At 67.8% G+C, this 18,651-nt stretch carries 16 protein-coding genes; 7 read left to right on the plus strand and 9 right to left on the minus strand.

The features are described 5' to 3' along the window. Positions 1 to 139: 139 nt before the first annotated feature. The 3 genes from DN824_RS19585 (at position 140) to DN824_RS19595 (ending at position 4,134) form a co-directional block, all read left to right on the plus strand. Complete coding sequence (locus DN824_RS19585) at positions 140 to 829, plus strand: GntR family transcriptional regulator (protein WP_138411361.1); 690 nt, start codon at positions 140 to 142, stop codon at positions 827 to 829. 108 nt (positions 830 to 937) lie between these two features. Beyond that, a complete protein-coding gene (gene plsB, locus DN824_RS19590; protein ID WP_138410038.1) occupies positions 938 to 3,421 on the plus strand; it encodes a glycerol-3-phosphate 1-O-acyltransferase PlsB in 2,484 nt (827 codons plus the stop codon). A gap of 35 nt (positions 3,422 to 3,456) precedes the next feature. After that, complete coding sequence (locus DN824_RS19595; protein ID WP_138410039.1) at positions 3,457 to 4,134, plus strand: DUF4197 domain-containing protein; 678 nt, start codon at positions 3,457 to 3,459, stop codon at positions 4,132 to 4,134. Positions 4,135 to 4,246: 112 nt separating this feature from the next. Here the strand turns inward: DN824_RS19595 and DN824_RS19600 are convergent, their stop codons facing one another. Then, positions 4,247 to 7,318, minus strand: a complete 3,072-nt coding sequence (locus DN824_RS19600) for an efflux RND transporter permease subunit (RefSeq protein ID WP_138410040.1) — start codon at positions 7,316 to 7,318, stop codon at positions 4,247 to 4,249. A 5-nt stretch (positions 7,319 to 7,323) separates the two neighbouring features. Next, positions 7,324 to 8,424 carry an efflux RND transporter periplasmic adaptor subunit gene (locus DN824_RS19605; protein WP_138410041.1) on the minus strand — a complete coding sequence of 367 codons (1,101 nt, stop codon included), beginning with the start codon at positions 8,422 to 8,424 and terminating at the stop codon, positions 7,324 to 7,326. Positions 8,425 to 8,521: 97 nt separating this feature from the next. On the opposite strand from DN824_RS19605, the gene DN824_RS19610 reads away from it, so the two are divergent. After that, entirely contained in the window at positions 8,522 to 9,151 is a 630-nt protein-coding gene (locus tag DN824_RS19610; RefSeq protein WP_138410042.1) for a TetR/AcrR family transcriptional regulator, read from the plus strand. Between the two features lie 2 nt (positions 9,152 to 9,153). Here the strand turns inward: DN824_RS19610 and DN824_RS19615 are convergent, their stop codons facing one another. The 7 genes from DN824_RS19615 to ppc form a co-directional block, all read right to left on the minus strand. Next, positions 9,154 to 9,924, minus strand: coding sequence for a class I SAM-dependent methyltransferase (locus tag DN824_RS19615; protein WP_138410043.1), 771 nt, complete (start codon positions 9,922 to 9,924; stop codon positions 9,154 to 9,156). 61 nt (positions 9,925 to 9,985) lie between these two features. Further along, on the minus strand, positions 9,986 to 10,678 hold the full coding sequence (locus tag DN824_RS19620) for an extensin-like domain-containing protein (protein WP_138410044.1): 693 nt from the start codon (positions 10,676 to 10,678) through the stop codon (positions 9,986 to 9,988). Between the two features lie 82 nt (positions 10,679 to 10,760). Beyond that, positions 10,761 to 11,630, minus strand: a complete 870-nt coding sequence (locus tag DN824_RS19625) for a DUF72 domain-containing protein (RefSeq protein WP_241666742.1) — start codon at positions 11,628 to 11,630, stop codon at positions 10,761 to 10,763. 19 nt (positions 11,631 to 11,649) lie between these two features. Continuing rightward, positions 11,650 to 12,018 carry a hypothetical protein gene (locus DN824_RS19630; RefSeq protein ID WP_138410052.1) on the minus strand — a complete coding sequence of 123 codons (369 nt, stop codon included), beginning with the start codon at positions 12,016 to 12,018 and terminating at the stop codon, positions 11,650 to 11,652. 90 nt (positions 12,019 to 12,108) lie between these two features. Beyond that, positions 12,109 to 12,786, minus strand: a complete 678-nt coding sequence (gene tsaB, locus DN824_RS19635) for a tRNA (adenosine(37)-N6)-threonylcarbamoyltransferase complex dimerization subunit type 1 TsaB (RefSeq protein ID WP_138410046.1) — start codon at positions 12,784 to 12,786, stop codon at positions 12,109 to 12,111. Between the two features lie 178 nt (positions 12,787 to 12,964). Beyond that, on the minus strand, positions 12,965 to 13,612 hold the full coding sequence (adk, locus tag DN824_RS19640) for an adenylate kinase (RefSeq protein ID WP_138410047.1): 648 nt from the start codon (positions 13,610 to 13,612) through the stop codon (positions 12,965 to 12,967). Positions 13,613 to 13,874: 262 nt separating this feature from the next. Then, on the minus strand, positions 13,875 to 16,511 hold the full coding sequence (ppc, locus tag DN824_RS19645; protein ID WP_138410048.1) for a phosphoenolpyruvate carboxylase: 2,637 nt from the start codon (positions 16,509 to 16,511) through the stop codon (positions 13,875 to 13,877). 186 nt (positions 16,512 to 16,697) lie between these two features. Here ppc and DN824_RS19650 point away from each other — a divergent pair, with 186 nt between their 5' ends. From DN824_RS19650 to lptF, 3 genes are all read left to right on the plus strand, one after another. Further along, positions 16,698 to 17,033, plus strand: a complete 336-nt coding sequence (locus tag DN824_RS19650) for a pilin assembly protein (RefSeq protein ID WP_138410049.1) — start codon at positions 16,698 to 16,700, stop codon at positions 17,031 to 17,033. 167 nt (positions 17,034 to 17,200) lie between these two features. Continuing rightward, positions 17,201 to 17,602, plus strand: coding sequence for a DUF4398 domain-containing protein (locus DN824_RS19655; RefSeq protein ID WP_138410050.1), 402 nt, complete (start codon positions 17,201 to 17,203; stop codon positions 17,600 to 17,602). Between the two features lie 113 nt (positions 17,603 to 17,715). Then, positions 17,716 to 18,522 carry a lipotoxin F family OmpA-related lipoprotein LptF gene (gene lptF / locus DN824_RS19660; protein WP_138410051.1) on the plus strand — a complete coding sequence of 269 codons (807 nt, stop codon included), beginning with the start codon at positions 17,716 to 17,718 and terminating at the stop codon, positions 18,520 to 18,522. The last annotated feature ends 129 nt before the right edge of the window (positions 18,523 to 18,651 follow it).

The raw sequence follows: 18,651 nt of genomic DNA on the forward strand, positions 1-18,651 counted from the left end.
CCGCACCACAGAAGTGCAGTACCAAGGATCATGCACCGTCTTCGGCAGTCAGCCAGGACTTGCGCATAAATTGTTAACAATTAAAATCGAGAGCATGTCGTCCGGGGTCGGCCCGGCAATGCCAGGAGTGAGCAGTTCTATGGCCAGCGTCGTCACTCGCGAGGTTCAACGCATCTTCACCGCCATCTACGATGCGATCGTCGAACAACGCCTGCCTCCTGGCACCCGACTCACCGAGCTGAACCTGGTGGAGGTCTTCGGCGCCAACCGCAACCACATCCGCAGCGCGCTTCGCGACCTGGCTCACCGCAAGCTGGTGCGCCTGGAAATGAACCGTGGCGCCTTCGTCGAGGAGCCAACCCCGGAACAGGCGCGAGAGGTCTTCGCCGCGCGTCGCGTCATCGAGCAGGCAATCGTCGAGGAAGCCGTACGGCGCATGCGGCCAGCCGACCGCAGGGCCATCCGCGAACACCTGGCCGAAGAGCTGGCGCTGGGGCACGACAGCGACAAACCCGCCTTCATCCGCCTGTCCGGGGATTTTCATCGGCTGCTCGCGCGCATCGCCGGCAACGGCACGCTGGGCGACATCCTCGATGGGCTGATCGCGCGCAGCTCGCTGATCATCGCGCTGTACGAGAACCAGACCGGCGTCCAGTGCTCCCACAACGAGCACCAGGAGTTGGCCGACGCGCTGCTCGGCGGCGATCCGCAGCGGGCTACCGCCTGCATGACCCGGCATCTGCTCAACATCGAGGAGCGCCTGCGCCTGGAGAGCGCCGAAGACGCCGAGATCGACCTGTTCCAGGTGTTCGCCGCCCACCGCCCCTGACCCTGGCCGACGGCCGGCGCGCCTGTCTTGCGGAGCGTTTTGCGGCCCGCTCGCGGATACGTCACACTAGCGCCCCCCGGGCCCCGGCCCAACGTTCGCAGAAGATCCATGACCCGCTCGCCCTTTCACCGCCTCGTCTTCGGCGCCCTGCGCCGCCTGCTTTATCTGTGGGTTCGCTCCGAAGCCATCAACCAGTCGGCCTTCACCCTCAAGCTCGACCGCAGCAAGCCGGTGCTCTACGTCCTGCAGAAGGAATCGCTGAGCGACCTGGCGGTGCTGGATGTGGAATGCATGAAGGCCGGCCTGCCCCGCCCGGTGGTGCCGGTGGCCGTGGGCGATCATGTGGAGCCGGCGGCGTTTTTCTTCCTGACGCCGGCGGCGAGCTGGTTCGGCCGGCCGAACCGCTTCGTCGCCTCGCCGACCCTGGTGCGGCTGGTCGACGCGCTGGACCACAACGCCGTGGACAACGCCCAGATCGTGCCGGTCAGCGTCTTCTGGGGCCAGTCGCCCGACCGCGAGACCAGCCCGTGGAAGCTCCTGTTCGCCGACAGCTGGGCGGTGACCGGCCGCCTGCGGCGCCTGGTGAGCATCCTGATCCTGGGGCGCAAGACCCGCGTGCAGTTTTCCTCGCCGATCCAGCTCAGCGAACTGGTGGCGATGAACAAGGGCCAGGAGCGCACGCTGCGCATGGTCCACCGCATCCTGCGGGTGCATTTCCGCAACCAGAAAACCGCCGTGATCGGCCCGGACCTGTCCCACCGTCGCAACCTGGTCAAGGGCCTGGTCCATGCGCCTCAGGTGCGCCAGGCCATTCGCGACGAGGCCGAACGCGAGAAGATTTCCGTCGAGAAGGCCGAGGCCCAGGCGCTGCGCTATGGCAACGAGATCGCCTCGGACTTCGCCTACACGGCGGTGCGCTTTCTCGAAGTGCTGCTGTCCTGGTTCTGGAACAAGATCTACGACGGCATCAAGGTCAACCACCTGGAACAGGTGCAGGAGGCGGTCCATGGTCACGAAGTGATCTACGTGCCCTGCCACCGCAGCCACATCGACTACCTGCTGCTCTCCTACCTGCTGTTCCGCAACGGCCTGACGCCGCCGCACATCGCCGCCGGGATCAACCTCAACATGCCGGTGATCGGCGGTCTGCTGCGTCGCGGCGGCGCCTTCTTCATGCGTCGCACCTTCAAGGGCAACCCGCTGTACACGGCGGTGTTCAACGAATACCTGCACACCCTCTTCAGCCGCGGTTTCCCGGTGGAATACTTCGTCGAGGGCGGGCGCTCGCGCACCGGGCGCATGCTGCAGCCCAAGACCGGCATGCTGGCGATCACCCTGCGCAGCTTCCTGCGTTCCTCGCGCCAGCCGATCCTCTTCGTACCGGTCTACATCGGCTACGAGCGGGTGCTCGAAGGGCGCACCTACCTCGGCGAACTGCGCGGCGCGGCGAAGAAGAAGGAGTCGATCTTCGACATCTTCAAGGTCATCGGCGCCCTCAAGCAGCGCTTCGGGCACGTCCACGTCAACTTCGGCGAACCGCTCAAGCTCGCCGAGTTCCTGGAACAGGAACAGCCCGGCTGGAGACGCCAGGAGCTGGCGCCCGAGTTCCGCCCCGAATGGCTCTCCGAGACCACCAACCGCCTGGCCGAACGGGTGGCGCAACGCCTCAACGAGGCCGCCGCGATCAACCCGGTCAACCTGGTGGCCACGGCGCTGCTGTCGACCAGCAAGCTGGCCCTGGACGAACGGGCGCTGGCGCGGCTGCTCGATCTCTACCAGGCGCTGCTGCGCGCGGTGCCCTACTCGCCCCATGTCACGCTGCCCGAAGGCGATGGCCTGGCGCTGATCGCCCACGTGCAGGGCATGGACCTGCTCGCCGAACAGAAGGACGCGCTGGGCAAGATCCTGTACCTGGACGAGCAGAACGCCGTCCTGATGACCTACTACCGCAACAACGTCATGCACATCTTCGCGCTCCCGGCGCTCCTGGCGAGCTTCTTCCAGAGCAGCGCGCGGATGAGTCGCGAGCAGATCCTGCGCTTCACGCGGGCGCTGTACCCCTACCTGCAGGCCGAGCTGTTCATCCGCTGGGACATCGAGGAGCTGGACGCGGTGGTGGACCAGTGGCTCGAAGCCTTCGTCGAGCAGGGGCTGCTCAAGCTCGATGGCGAGGTCTACGTCCGTCCCGCGCCGAGCTCGCGCCAGTTCGTGTTGCTGACCCTGCTCGCCCGGACCATCGTGCAGACGCTGCAGCGCTTCTACATGGCCATCGCGCTGTTGCTCAACGCCGGCCAGTACACCCTGACCGCCGAAGAGCTGGAGAATCTCTGCACCGTGATGGCCCAGCGCCTGTCGATCCTCCATGGCCTCAACGCGCCGGAGTTCTTCGACAAGAGCCTGTTCCGCCACTTCATCAAGAGCCTGCTGGCGCAAGGCGTGCTGCGCCAGAACGAAGCCGGCAAGCTCAGCTACCATCCACTGCTGGGCGACCTGGCAGAAGGCGCGGCGAAGCGGGTACTGCCGGCCGAGATCCGGCTGTCGATTCGCCAGGTCGCGCTGGAGCGCAACGAAGACGCCCTCGAGCCGGCATGACCGGCTCTTTCGCCACCTTGCAAAGGACATCCACCATGATGCGCACCCTCACGCTTTTCGCCGGCCTGCTGCTGGCCGCCAGCGCCCAGGCTCTGTCGCTGAAGGACCTGAGCCAGGGCGACGCCGCCGCCGGGCTCAAGGATGCCTTGACCCAGGGCACCCACGTCGCCGTCCAGCAGCTGGGCCGCCCCGGCGGGTTCGGCAACGACCCCCAGCGGCGCATCGAACTGCCCGGCACGCTGGGCAAGGCCTCGCGGGCCATGAAGATGGTGGGCATGGGCGCCCAGGTCGAACAGCTCGAAGCGAGCATGAACAAGGCCGCCGAGGCCGCCGTGCCGCAAGCCCAGGCACTGCTGCTCGATGCGGTGAAGAAGATGACCGTGCAGGACGCCAAGGGCATCCTCGCCGGCGGCCAGGATTCGGCCACCCGCTACCTGGACAAGTCGAGCCGGGCACAGCTGCGGGCCAGGTTCCTGCCCATCGTCAAGCAGGCCACCGACCAGGTCGGCCTGGCCCAGCAGTACAACGCCCTGGCCGGCAGGGCGGCGAGCTTCGGTGCGGTCGACGCCAAGCACACCAACATCGAGAGCTATGTCGCCGAGCAGGCCCTCGACGGCCTGTTCAGCGTGATCGCCGAGCAGGAAGCGAGCATCCGCCAGAACCCCGCCGCAGCCGCCACCAGCATCGCCAAGAAGGTCTTCGGCGCGCTCTGATCGGGCTGGCTACTGGCTGGCTTCGTTCGCGGTCGAGAGCTCTCCCACGGTTCTCCGTCGCCGTGTGGAGGGGCCTTGACCGCGAATGGCCTGGCCGCCGGCCGGATAACGATCAGCCTGGCTGCGGCCGCTCGCCTTCCCGGACCCTGAACCAGGCCGCATAGAGTGCCGGCAGGAACAGCAGCGTCAGCGCCGTGGCGACGATCAGCCCGCCCATGATGGCGACCGCCATCGGGCCGAAGAACACGCTGCGTGACAGCGGGATCATCGCCAGCACCGACGCGAGCGCGGTGAGCACGATCGGCCGGAAGCGCCGCACGGTCGCATCGACGATGGCCGTGAAGCGGTCGTGACCGGCGCCGATGTCCTGCTCGATCTGGTCGACCAGGATCACCGAGTTGCGCATGATCATCCCCGACAGCGCGATGGTGCCCAGCATCGCCACGAAACCGAACGGCTGGCGCAGTAGCAGCAGGAACAGCGCCACGCCGATCAGCCCCAGGGGCGCGGTCAGGAACACCAGCGCGGCACGGGAGAAGCTCTTGAGCTGCAGCATCAGCAGGCTCAACACCACGATGATGAACAACGGCATGCCGGCGTTCACCGACGCCTGCCCCCGCGAGGCATCCTCCACCGTGCCGCCCACCTCGAGCAGGTAGCCGCTGGGCAGCTTGGCCCGGATGGGGTCGAGGGTCGGCGAGATCTGCGCCACCAGCGAGGCCGGCTGTTCCTGTCCGTAGATGTCGGCACGCACGGTGACCGTCGGCAGGCGGTTGCGGTGCCAGATGACACCCTCCTCGAAGCCGTACTCCAGCGTCGCGACCTGCGCCAGCGGCACGCTGCGGCCGCTGGCGGTCGGGATCGCCAGGCTGGGGAGCATCGACAGCTCCTCCCGCTCGCGCGGCGTGCCGCGCAGCAGTATCTCGATCAGTTCGTTGTCCTCGCGGAACCGGCTGACGGGCGTGCCGCTGAAGGTGCGCTGCAGGAACCCCGACAGCTCCGCCGTGCTGACGCCCAGCGCCCGGGCCCGGTCCTGGTCGACGTTCAGCCGCACCACCTTGCTCGGCTCCTGCCAGTCCAGGTGGACGTTGGACACGACCGGATTTTCCGCCACCTTCGCCGCCACCTGCCGCGCCAGGTCGCGAGCCACGTCGATGTGCTCGCCGGTTACCCGGAACTGGATGGGGTAGCCCACCGGCGGACCGTTCTCGAGCCGCGTCACGCGACCGCGCAGGCTCGGGAAATCCGCCTCCAGGCGCTCGATCAGCCAAAGGCGCAGGGCTTCACGGTCCTCGATGGTCTTGGACAGCACCACGAACTGGGCAAAGCTGGTCGCCGGCAACTGCTGGTCCAGCGGCAGGTAGAAGCGCGGCGAGCCGCTGCCGATGTAGGCCACGTAGTTGTCGATGCCAGCGCGCGCCTTGAGCATCTCCTCCAGGCGCAGCACCTCGGCTTCGGTGGCCTTGAGCGACGCGCCCTCGGCGAGCTTCAGGTCCACCATCAGCTCGAGCCGGCCGGATGCCGGGAAGAACTGCTGCGGCACCAGCCGGAACAGCCCGATGGCGCCGACGAAGGCCAGCAGCGTCAGCACGATGACCGTCTTGCGGTGCCGCACGCACCAGTGCACCAGCCGGCGAACACGCTGGTAGAACGGCGTGGCGTAGGGATCGCTGGCGCCATGCTTCTGCGCGTGCAGCTTGGCCAGGTCCGGCAGCAGGCGTTCGCCGAGCAGCGGCACGAACACCACCGCGGCGATCCATGACGCGACCAGCGCGATGGTCACGACCTGGAAGATAGAACGGGTGTACTCGCCGGTGCTCGACTGCGCGGTGGCGATCGGCAGGAAGCCGGCCGCGGTAATGAGCGTGCCGGTCAGCATCGGGAAGGCGGTGCTGCTCCAGGCATAGCTCGCCGCCTTGAGGCGGTCGAAGCCCTGCTCCATCTTGATCGCCATCATCTCCACCGCGATGATCGCGTCGTCCACCAGCAGCCCCAGCGCCAGCACCAGCGCGCCGAGGGAAATCTTGTGCAGGCCGATGTCCAGGTAGTTCATGGCGACGAAGGTCATCGCCAGCACCAGGGGAATCGACAGCGCCACCACCAGCCCGGTGCGCACGCCGAGCGAGAAGAAGCTCACCAGCAGGACGATCACCAGCGCCTCGACCAGCACGCGAACGAACTCGCTCACGCTGGTCTTCACCGCGGCCGGCTGGTCGGACACCTTGCGCAGCTCCATGCCGGCCGGCAGCTCCTGCTGCAGACGGGCGAATTCGTGCTGCAGCGCCTCGCCGAGCAACAGGATGTCGCCACCGCTCTTCATCGACACCGCGAGGCCGATGGCCGGCTCGCCCATGAAGCGCATGCGCGGCGCCGGCGGGTCGTTGAAGCCCCGGTAGACCTTCGCCACGTCGCCGATGCGGAAGGTCTGCCCGTCGACCCGGATCGGGAAGTCGCGAATCTCCTTCAGCGTCTGGAAACTGCCGGTGACGCGCAGTTGCACCCGGTCGCTCAGGGTTTCGACGAACCCTGCGGCGGCCACGGAGTTCTGCGCCTGCAACGCCTGGCGAACCGACTCCAGCGGCACGCCGAGGGTCGCCAGCTTGACGTTGGACAGCTCGATCCAGATCTTCTCGTCCTGCAGGCCGACCAGCTCGACCTTGCCCACCGACTGGACGCGCTGCAGCTGCAATTGCAGACGGTCGGCGTAGTCCTTGAGCACGGCGTAGTCGAACCCCTTGCCGGTCAGCGCGTAGATGTTGCCGAAGGTCGTGCCGAATTCGTCGTTGAAGAAGGGCCCCAGGGTGCCGGCCGGCAGGGTGTGGCGAATGTCGCCGATCTTCTTGCGGATCTGGTACCACAGGTCTGGAATGTCACGGGAGCGCAGGGCGTCGTTGGCCATGAAGGTGACCGTCGACTCGCCGGGCCGTGAAAAGGAGACGATGCGGTCATACTCGCCGGTCTCCATGAGCTTCTTCTCGATGCGCTCGGTGATCTGCCGCGACACCTCTTCGGCCGTCGCGCCGGGCCAGTGGGTGGTGATCACCATGGCCTTGAAGGTGAACGGCGGGTCTTCGCTCTGCCCCAGCTTGCTGTAGGACAGCGCACCGACCACCGCGATCAGCAGCATCACGAACACGACGATCTGCCGGTTGCGCAGCGACCAGGCCGAGAGATTGAAACCCATCGCCGTTACTCCTTGGCCGCAGGCGCGACAGCGCGGTTGTCACGATCGACCGGCCGCACGGCCTGCCCTTCCTGCAACAGCTGCACCCCTGCCATGACGATCCAGTCGTCGGCGCGCAGCCCTTCGAGGACCGGCACCAGGTCCTCGCCGAACGCACCGGTGCGCACCGCGACACGTTCCAGGGTGGCATCGGCACGCACGCGCCAGACGAAGGGCTGGCCCTGCTCGGCGCTCAGGGCCGACAGCGGTACCGCCAGGGGCTCGCGCTCCCCGGCGCCGATGAACACCAGGGCGCTCTGGCCGAGCTCCACCGGCGCATCGCCTGCGCTGAAGGCCACCCGAGCGGAATAGGTCCGCGACTGCTGCTCCGCTGCCGGCGAAAGCTCGCGAAGGGTTCCGGCGTATCGCTTGCCCGGTTGCGACCAGAGCTCCACCTCGACCTCCTGGCCGATGCGATAGCGCTCCACCGACTGCTCCGGCAGGTTGATGGCGACCTCGCGCTCGCCATCAGCGGCGAGCAGGAAGACCGTCTGCCCGGCCGCCACCACCTGCCCCACCTCGAGCCGGCGCTGGGCGATGACGCCGTCGCGGGTGGCGCGCAGCACGGCGTAGTCGACCTGGTTGTTGGCCACGTCGAACTCGGCGCGGGCCTGCTGCAGGCGCGCCACCGCCGCGCGGTAGAGATTCTCGGCATTGTCGTACTGGGAGCGGCTGACCAGCTGACGGTCGAGCAGCGTCTTGTAGCGATCCAGCTCGGCCTTGGCGACCCGCTGGTTGGCCTCGGCCGCAGCGACCTGGGCCCGTATGCCTTCGAGTTGCAGGCGCACGTCCTGGGGATCGAGCCGTGCCAGCGGCTGGTCCTTGGTCACCCGCTGGCCGACCTCCACCATCCGCTCCACGACCTTGCCACCGATGCGAAACGCCAGTTCCGGCTCGTAGCGCGCACGGACTTCGCCCGGGTAGCTGTGCGACGCCTCCCGCGCCGGCTGCGGCTGGACGACCATCACCGGCCGGACGGATGGCTGGGGCGCCTCACCATTGCCGCATGCCGCGAGCAGGAACGCGCAACCGAGGGAATACACGACAGGCAAGGCATGGCGGAACATGGGAGGAAGTCCTTTTGGCGCGCCGGCGCGCGAGGTGGGTAAACTGGTCGGTATACTAAAAATACCGAACCACTCAGTCCAGTATTAAAAAGAACCGATGACCGACAGCGTTTCCCCCGGCCCCGGCCGCCCGAAAGACCCCGCCAAGCGCGCCGCCATCCTCGATGCCGCGCGCGTGCTGTTCCTCGCCAAAGGGTACGAAGGCAGCAGCATGGACGCCATCGCCACCGAGGCGGGCGTATCCAAGCTGACGCTCTACAGCCACTTCAAGGACAAGGAAGCGCTGTTCTGCGCCGCCGTCGCGCTGACCTGCGAAGCCCAGCTGCCGCGTCAGCTGTTCGAGCTGCCCGAAGGCATGCCGCTGGATGCCGTACTGCGACGCCTCGGCCAGGCCTTCTGGCGCCTGGTGAACAGCCCCGAGTCGGTCGGCCTGCACCGGGTGATGGTTTCGATGGGCAAGCAGAACCCGTCCCTCTCGCGCATGTTCTTCGAGGCGGGGCCCAAGCAGGTGCTCGACGAGCTGCGGGGTCTGCTCGAACGCGCGCGGGCTCGCGGCCTGCTGGCGTTCGAGGATGGCGCCCCGGCCGCCGACCATTTCTGCGCGATGATCAAGGGAACGCACCACTTCCACCTGCTGATCGGCTACGCCGAACCGCTCGATCAGGCCGCCATCGAGGCGCAGGTCGCGGACGTGGTGGATGTGTTCATGCGCGCCTACCGGCGCTGAACTCAGGCCAGCTTTTTCTTCGGATAGATGTCGTAGCGGCTGGATTTGCCGTCCAGGCTGTACCCGGGCGCCGCGCCCTGCACCGCCGGCGCCTTGCGTGGACGCTTGACCACCACGCGGTGGCTGGCCAGTGCCAGCGCGGCGGCCAGCAAGGCAGGCGCGTCATCGTCGTCGCCGACGAAGGGCCGGAACAGGCGCATCTCCTTCTTCACCAGGGCGCTCTTGTCGCGGTGCGGGAACATCGGATCGAGGTAGATGACCTGGGGCGGCTCGCCGTCCCAGCCGCTCATCAGCTCGATGGCGTTGCCCTGCCGCAGCTGCATCCGCGCGACGATGGCCGCCACCTCGGCATCGGCGGCCGCGCGCGCCAGCCCGTCCTCCAGCAGCGCCGCCACCAGTGGCTGGCGCTCGAACAGGCGGACCTCGCAACCCAGGGTGGCCAGCACGAAGGCGTCACGCCCCAGTCCGGCGGTGGCGTCGAGCACGCGCGGACGCACGCCGGGCTGGATGCCGACCGCCTTGGCGATCATCTGCCCGCTGCCGCCGCCGAACTGCCGACGGTGCGCCGCGGCGCCCTCGACGAAGTCCACCCGTACCGGCCCCGGCGCGTCGGGCGCCAATTCCTGCAGCTGCAACCCGGCGTGGCCGAGCTGGAGCGCGAACTGCGCCTCGCCTTCGAGCGGCAGGCCGAGCCGCTGCGCCCAATGGCTGGCCTGCTCGGCGAAAGCGGATTCGAGCGGTTCGACGCGAACCGTGGGAGGACTGATGGACATCGGGCGGGCTCATGCAGCGGCAGACGTAAGCGCGCCATTGTGCCAGAGCCCGGAGCCCTCTTCAGCGGCAGACGCCGAAGCCCCCCATGTCGACATGAAAATGATCGTGGTGGGCCGCGTTGTATTCCGGGCCGAGCGTGACATTGAAGGATTTGCACGCCGCATCCCGCACCCGGCGCAGGAAGCGCGCCTTGTCGTCATCGCCCTTCCAGTCCCGCGCGACGGTGATGCGGGTGCCGTCCTTCAGGTGGAACCCGGCCAGGTCCAGCGCATTGGCGCTGGCGTGCTGGCTGCGCCGGTTGCTGCGGGCGATGTTGCGGCAGGCGAAGCTGCCGAAGTGGTCGATGCGCGTCACCGGCTGGCCGAATATCTCCTGCGCCGCCGGCTGCAACCCGTGGAGTTCGAACATCGCATAGGCGGCCGCCAGCGGACAGGTCGCCAGGAACGGGCCATTGAAGCGCACCTCCGAGCCCTGCACCCGCACGCTGTTCTCCACCGGACAACCGGGCTCCGGCGTGCTGTCGGGCACCGCCACGTAGCGCAGGGTCGAGCTGCCGAGCGCCTGCTCGCACAGGCTGCGGTCCTGTTGCAGGCGCCGCAGCTTGAACGGCGTCAGCAGGTTGGGCGCCTCGCGGACGTTCAGCGGCGCCCAGGGATTCCAGCGCGGCGGGATATCCACGTATTGGCGCCAGACCGCGAAGGCGAAGCCCGCCCCGGCCAGTATCAGCAGAAGGAAAAAACGTCCGAAGGTCATGCCTTTTCGGCAACGAAGCGCGTGCAGGGTTGCATCGCCGCGTCAGCGCAACCGGCAAATGGTGATCGCGCTTGCGCGGGCGTCAGCGCCCTTCGCCGAGCAGGGACAGCTGTGCGCTGCCTTGCAGCGGCACGGTCGCCAGCTCCGGCATGCCCGGCAGCCGCTCGCCGAGCAGCCGATGAAAGCGCTGGGCAAGGTCCGGCGCGAGGTGGTTGTCCGGCGTATGCAGGTAGACGTGGGGCGTCTTCCCCGCCTCGATCCAGCCGACGACCTTTTCCAGCCAGGGCACGAGGAACGCGTCGTTGGCCTCGAGCAGCGGATGGCCGACGAAGCGCACCTGCGGCGATTCGCTGAAGGCGGTCGGCCGCGGCGGCAGGCGTGGCTTCTTGGACTGTGCGCGCAGCACGTCGGGCGTGCGCGCCTGGCAGCTGAACAGCGCGCGGGTGTCCAGGCAGATGCGCTCGATGCCCCGGTCGAGCAGCAGGCGGTTCAGCCGACGCTCCTCCTCGCCCCGCGCGAAAAACGCCCGATGACGCACCTCCACCGCCACCGGACGGTCGAGATGTTCGAACATCGCGACCAGCTCATCCAGACGCGCCGGCCCGAAGCTCGCCGGGAGTTGCAGCCACAGCGGCATGACACGACGCCCCAGCGGCGCGAGCAACGACAGAAAACGGTCGACCGTGTCGAGGGCATCGCGAAGGTCGGCCGCCTGGCTGATCTCGCGGGGAAACTTGGCGCAGAAACGAAAGGTTTCGGGCATCTGCTCGGCCCAGCGCTGCACGGATCGCTCGGAAGGCCAGGCATAGAGCGTGGTGTTGCCCTCGACGGTGTTGAACACCGAACAGTAGTGCTGCAGGTAGCCGGTCGAGCCGAGGGAAGTCGGATACAGCGCGCCGCGCCAGGCGGCCTCGTTCCAGGAGGGGCATCCGAGGTAGTACGGCAAGCTCACCGCTGGCGGATCGCCTGCGTCATGCGTAGAGATCCAGCCCCAGCACCTCGTTGGCATCGAGGTCGACGCTCAGGCGGGCGGTGCTGCTGTAGCTCGCCAGCGCCTGGGCGGCTTTGCTGGTCAGCGGCCGATCGGAGTCGCCCGGATCGAAATGGGGCTGCGCCAGGCGCGCGGGAAAATAATCGCTGTCGACCGAGGCGCCACTGGTCGCGGCGTTGACCTGGCGCGGCTGCGCGATGCGCTCGAATCCCTGACTGGATGAATTGGCGGGCGGCTGCTCACGCAGCAGTTCGGCATGGCGCTGGCTTTCCCGGTACGGCGTGACGGCGCCGCCCGGGCGAACGGGGCGGTCAAGCGGGTAGGAAGAGGAAGAACCGTCGATGCGCATCATTGGGCCTGGAGCAACGAAGTCATGGGGTTGGACCGCACAGTGCGACCAATGATCGCTGAAGCTTCGCCGGCGTCAAGAGCCGGACGATCAAATACCCTTCTTTGGCGTCGCAACGTTGTCACGCAGGTAGATCGGCTGCGCCAACTCCGCATCGACCGCTTCGCCCCGCTGCCAGGCGAACCGGGCCAGGGCCAGCAGGTCTTCGGCATGCGGCAGCAGCGTCGCATCCTGGCCCACCACCTCGACGGCCAGCCGCGCGGCGTAGCCCCAACCGGTACCGGCGCCGAACCAGTCGCCTTGCGCTCCCCGTGGCAGGCTCACCTGTTCGGGCGGCAGGACCGCCTCGACACCGGCCAGGCGCATCTCGCCCGCCTCCTCGCGATAACAGCCCCAGTACACCTCGTCCATGCGCGCATCGATCGCGGCGGCGACCTGCCGCGCACCCTGCTCACGGCAGGCGCGCTGGGCCAGTACGGCGAGGTTGGAGACCGGCACCACCGGCCGCTGCAGCCCGAAGGCGAGCCCCTGGACGACACCGATGGCGATGCGCACGCCGGTGAAGGCTCCCGGGCCCCGCCCGAAGGCGATCGCGTCGAGGGCCGACAACGCCACGCCGGCTTCGCCGAGCAGCTGCTGGATCATCGGCAGCAGACGCTGCGCGTGCAGGCGCGGAATCACCTCGTAGTGGCTCAGGACCCGACCGTCGTGCAGCAGCGCGACGGAGCAGGCTTCGGTGGCGGTATCGAGTGCCAGCAGCGTGGTCATGTGAGGTCGGACGGGATAACGAAAAGGGCGGGCATTAAAACGGTTTGTCGCTGGTTTTTCCAGTGCGGCGGCTGGTGCGGCGGCCAGCGCGGCGTCTGGAGGGGGCCGTCCTGCCGGCACTGCCCGCCACCCAAACGAAAACGGCCCGCAAGCGGGCCGTATCAGCGGTGCGGATCGATCAGCTCAGCGCGGCGAGCACCTTGGCGGTGATCTGCTCCACCGAGCCGACGCCTTCGACGCGGCTGTACTTGGGCGTGCCTTCGCTGGCGGCCAGCTGCTGGTAGAAGGCCACCAACGGCTTGGTCTGGGAATGGTAGACCGACAGACGGTGACGCACGGTCTCTTCCTTGTCGTCCGGGCGCTGAAGCAGGTCTTCTCCGGTGACGTCGTCCTTGCCCGGCACCTTCGGCGGGTTGTGCTGGATGTGGTAGACACGACCCGACGCCGCGTGGACCTGACGGCCGGCGATACGGCTGACGATCTCTTCGTCGTCCACCGCGATCTCCAGGACGTGGTCGAGCTTCACGCCGGCCTGCTTGAGCGCTTCGGCCTGCGGAATGGTGCGGGGGAAACCGTCGAACAGGAAACCGTTGGCGCAATCGGCTTGGGCCAGGCGCTCCTTGATCAGCGCGATGATGATGTCATCGGAAACCAGGCCACCGCTGTCCATTACGTCCTTGACCTGCAGGCCCAGTGGTGACTGCGCCTTGACTGCCGCGCGCAGCATGTCTCCGGTGGAGATTTGCGGGATGCCGAATTTCTCGGTGATGAAGCGAGCCTGAGTACCTTTGCCGGCACCGGGCGCTCCCAGCAGAATCACGCGCATCGATGTGCTCCTTAAGTTGGAAATAAATCCTGCCGGATGGCCAGTTTATGCGGCACATCTCGGTAATTATTGTTAGGTGCCGCTTCGCGGCAAAAGGTTGATCACCATACACAGCACCCCAAAGCGGCACAAGCCGCCGAAAGTAGCAGCGCTGGCCGCCCACCGGTGCCCGGCCGGGGGCCTGCGGGCGGCACGCCCCGGGGCTCGCCGGGCGCGGCCCCGGCTTCGCAGCGGGGCCTGTACGCGACGCCTTGCCGCAGCCTCAGCCGGTGTTGCGCAGCCCCGCCGCGATACCCGCGACGCTGACGAGCAAGGCTTGCTCCAGCGGGCTTTCCGGCTCGTTCTGCCGTTGCCGGGAACGTGCCAGCAACTCGGCCTGCAGCAGGTGCAGAGGGTCCAGGTAGGTGTTGCGCAGGCTGAAGGCTTCGAGGGTTTCAGGGCTGTGGGTCAGCAGCTCGGATTGCCCGGTCAGTTGCAGCACGGCCTCGACCGTCTGCGACAATCGGTCGCGCAGCTGCCGCCCCAGCGGTCGCATGTCCTCGGCGACGAGGCGTTCGTCGTAGCGCTCGGCGATCTCCGCATCGGCCTTGGCCAGGACCATCTCGAGCATGTCGATGCGGGTGGAGAAGAACGGCCAGCGCTCGCGCATCTGCTGCAGCAGCTCTCGCTCTCCCGCCGCCAGCGCGTCCTGCAGCGCCTCGCCCCAGCCCAGCCAGGCCGGCAGCATCAGGCGTGTCTGGGTCCAGGCGAAGATCCAGGGAATCGCGCGCAGGCTTTCCACGCCGCCCTCGCGGCGCTTGGCCGGCCGACTGCCCAACGGCAGGCGCCCGAGCTCCTGCTCCGGGGTCGCCTGGCGGAAGTAGTCGACGAATCGGGGATCGTCCCGGACGATCCCGCGGTAAGCCTCCACGCCCGCCTGGGCCAGGCGGTCCATGGCTTCACGCCAGGCCGGCTCGGGCGGTGGCGGCGGCTGCAGCGTCGCTTCCAGCACGGCCGCCAGGTACAGGTTCAGGTTCTGCTCGGCGATGCCCGGCAAGCCGAACTTGAAGCGGATCATCTCGCCCTGCTCGGTGGTGCGGAAGCGCCCCGCCACCGAACCCGGCGGCTGCGACAGGATCGCCGCATGGGCCGGGCCGCCGCCGCGGCCGACCGTGCCGCCGCGACCGTGGAACAGCAGCAGCTCGACACCATGCTCGCGGCACAGGCCGACCAGGCTTTCCTGCGCGCGGTACTGCGCCCAGGCCGCCGCCGTGGTGCCGGCATCCTTGGCCGAGTCGGAGTAGCCGATCATCACTTCCTGCGGTCCCTGCAGGCGCATCCGGTAGCCCGGCAGCTGCAGCAGCCGGTCGATCGCCGGGCCGGCGTTGTTCAAATCGTCGAGGGTCTCGAACAGCGGCACCACCCGCATCGGCCGGCGCAATCCCGCCTCCTTGAGCAGGAGTTGCACCGCCAGCACGTCGGAGGCGTCCCGGGCCATGGAAATGACGTATGAGCCCAGGGACGCCGCCGGCGCCGCCGCGACCACCGCACAGGTGGCGAGCACCTCCGCGGTCTCGGCCGACGGCCGGAAATCCCGGGGCAGCAACGGCCGGCGATTGTCCAGCTCGGCCTGCAGGAATTCGATGCGCCGCTGCTCGTCCCACTCGTCGTAGTGGCCCAGCCCCAGGTAATCGGTGATTTCGGCGAGCGCGGCGGCATGCCGGGACGAATCCTGGCGAATGTCCAGGCGGACCAGGAACAGCCCGAACGTCGCCGCCCGCCGCATGCAGTCGAGCAAGGCGCCATCGGCGATCACACCCATGCCGCAGGCGTGCAGCGAGTGGTAGCAGAGCTCCAGCGGCTCGCGCAGCTCGGCGTTGTCCTGCAGCACCAGCGGCGACGGCGGCAGCTCCTGCTGCAGTGCGCTGTGGGCCCAGTCACGGGTGGCGCGCAAGCGTTCGCGCAACTGCTTGAGCACCGCCCGGTAGGGTTCGGCGGTGGAGCCGGAACGGGCGAGCAGCTCGTCGCTGGCGGCCTGCATCGACAGCGCGCCGACCAGCTCGTCGACATCGCGGTGGTAGAGATCGGCCGCCATCCAGCGCGCCAGCAGCAGCACCTCGCGGGTCACCTTGGCGGTCACGTTCGGGTTGCCGTCCCGATCGCCCCCCATCCAGGAGGCGAAGCGGATCGGCGCGGCCTCGAGCGGCAGGTGAAACCCCGTGCTGCGACGCAGCGCGGCATCGGTCTGGCGCATCACGCTGGGCAGGGCGTGCCACAGCGAATTCTCGATCACCGCGAAGCCCCACTTGGCTTCATCGACCGGTGTCGGCCGGCTGCGGCGGATCTCCTCGGTGTGCCAGGCCTCGGCGATCAGCAGCTCGAGCCGCTGCTCGATGCGTGCGAGCTCGCCGGCCGAGAGATCGGAATGATCGCGGGCGGCGAGTTCCTCGGCGATGGCGTCGTATTTCTGGATCAGGGTGCGCCGTGCCACCTCGGTGGGATGGGCCGTGAGCACAAGCTCGATGTCCAGCCGGCTGACCTGGCGGGCCAGCGCCTCGCCACGATGGCCGGCCTCGAGCAGGCGCTGGAGCAGATCGGTCAGGACACCGGCTTCGAACGGCGGCGCCTCGTCCGGCCGGCGACGGCGCATGCGGTGGTATTGCTCGGCGATATTGGCGAGGTTGAGGAACTGGTTGAACGCCCGGGTCATGGGCAGCAGTTCGTGCTCGTCCAGGCTGTCGAGGGTCTCGGTCAGCAACCGCGCCCCGTCGGCGAACCCCTGTCGCGCCCCCTTGGCGCCCTTTCGGATCAGCTCGATCTTGCGCAGGAACTCCTCGCCATGCTGCTCGCGGATGGTCCGTCCGAGCAGCTCGCCGAGCAGGTGGACATTCTCGCGCAGACGCGCGTCGATCTTCGCCATGGCTGTCTCCCCCGGCTGCAGCGCTACGCCAGCGCCGCTGAACGGCGCGGCTCCATTCATATCGAACCTAGAGTGCCCGCCCCTTGCGGGCATGGCAAGGCGATGCACGGCCTTGCGTTCGCAGGCCGGCGCGTGGCGCAGCATCCGACGAACAGGCGCCCGGGCCGGAAAGACGAGGAGGATCCGATGAAGATCGCAGAGCTGGTCAGGCACTGGGAAAACGAAGCCAAAGGCAACATGACCCGCACCCGCTACAGCATTCCGCTGGACCTGGAAGCGGCGGCGCGCCTGGCCGCGCTGGCCGAGATGTATCCCAAGCGGAGCACCGAGGCGCTGCTCGGCGAGCTGGTCAGCGCGGCACTGGAAGCCGTCGAGACGAGCATGCCCTACGAGCAGGGCAGCGAGGTGATCACCACCGACGAGCAGGGCGACCCGGTGTACGAGGACATCGGGCCCACCCCGCGCTTCCTCGAGCTGTCGAAGAAGCACCTGCTGCGCCTGCAGCAGGAACAGCAACCCTGACGTCGCGAACAGGCGTCGCAGCGCCCCCGCGCATACCTTCTCCACTGAACGTTTGCGTGACGGGGGCCTCTGAAAAATTATGCCACGTCGCTCCACCGCCCCGAGGACGGGCCCTGGACAGCACGTTTGAGGCATTCACTGTCAGACATTTCCACTGGAGACTGACCATGAGCGAAAACACTGCCGGAACCCTGAAATCACGTATTCGTCTGCCGGGCATCGCTGCCCTGGCCCTGAGCGGCCTCGTACTCGCCGGCTGCGCAGGCAGCCCGCCACCGAAGGAGCAGTTCGCCGTCACCGAATCCGCCGTTCGCAATGCCGAAAGCGCCGGTGGCACCGAATTCGCTGCGGTCGAAATGCGCAACGCCCGTGACAAGTGGAACCAGGCTCAACTGGAGATGCAGCAGGAAAACTACGACAAGGCGCGCAAGCTCGCCGAGCAGGCCGAATGGGATGCCCGTGTGGCCGAGCGCAAGGCGCAGGCCGCCAAGGCACAGCGGGCCGTGCAGGACGCCAACCAGGGCATCCAGGAGCTGCGCGAAGAGAGCATGCGCGGCATGCCGCAGTAAGCCCTGAGGCCCATGCTTTTCGTTGAAAAGCTGCAGGTACCGCAGTCCTCGTGCCCTTCCCTTTTCAACGATCTGTCCATTGTCGATCCGCATCAACACAGGATGACCAGATCATGCACAAACTCATTACCCTCCCCACGCTGCTTGCCGTAAGCATCGGCCTGACCGCCTGCGCGACTCCGCCGAACGAAAACCTCGAGCAGGCGCGCACGCATCTCACCTCGCTGCAGAACAACCCCCGGGCTGCGCAGGTGGCCGCGCTGGAAACGCGCGATGCCGAGCAGATGCTCAACAAGGCGAACCAGGCCTACGAAAACAAGGAGGACAAGGAGCGCGTCGATCAGCTCGCCTACCTGACCAAGCGCCGCGTCGAGCTGGCCGAGCAGACCATCGCGCTGCGCACCGCCGAACAGGAACTCGAGCAGACCTCGGCCCGACGCGCCGAAGCCCGCCTCGAATCCCGTGACGCCCAGCTGCGCCGCCAGCAGGAAGAGATCCGCCAGCTGCAGGAAGACCTGCAGACCAAGCAGACCGACCGCGGCACGCTGGTGACCTTCGGTGACGTGCTGTTCGACGTGGACCGTGCCGAGCTCAAGCCCGGCGGCATGCGCGACGTGCAGAAGCTCGCGGACTTCCTCAACGAGAACCCCGACCGCCAGCTCATCGTCGAGGGCTATACCGATAGCACCGGTTCGGACGCCCATAACCTGCGCCTGTCCGAGCGTCGCGCCGAAGCCGTTCGCGCGGCCCTGGTCCGCATGGGCGTAGATGCGCGTCGTATCGTGACCCGTGGCTACGGCCGGGAATACCCGGTCGCCAGCAACGCCACCGCTTCGGGCCGGGCGATGAACCGCCGGGTGGAAGTCACCATCTCCAACGACTCGCAGCCGGTCCGCGAGCGTTCGAGCATGGGCAGCTAAGCGACCTGCCGCGCCAACGAAAAGCCCCGCATCTCGCGGGGCTTTTCATTTCAGGCAGGGTCGGATGAGTGGCGGCGGTCGCCTTTTCCGTGGCGCCGGTGGCCGCCGCGCTCCTAATGGCAATATCCC

It is taken from the genome of Stutzerimonas nosocomialis (assembly GCF_005876855.1).
Lineage (GTDB): Bacteria > Pseudomonadota > Gammaproteobacteria > Pseudomonadales > Pseudomonadaceae > Stutzerimonas > Stutzerimonas nosocomialis.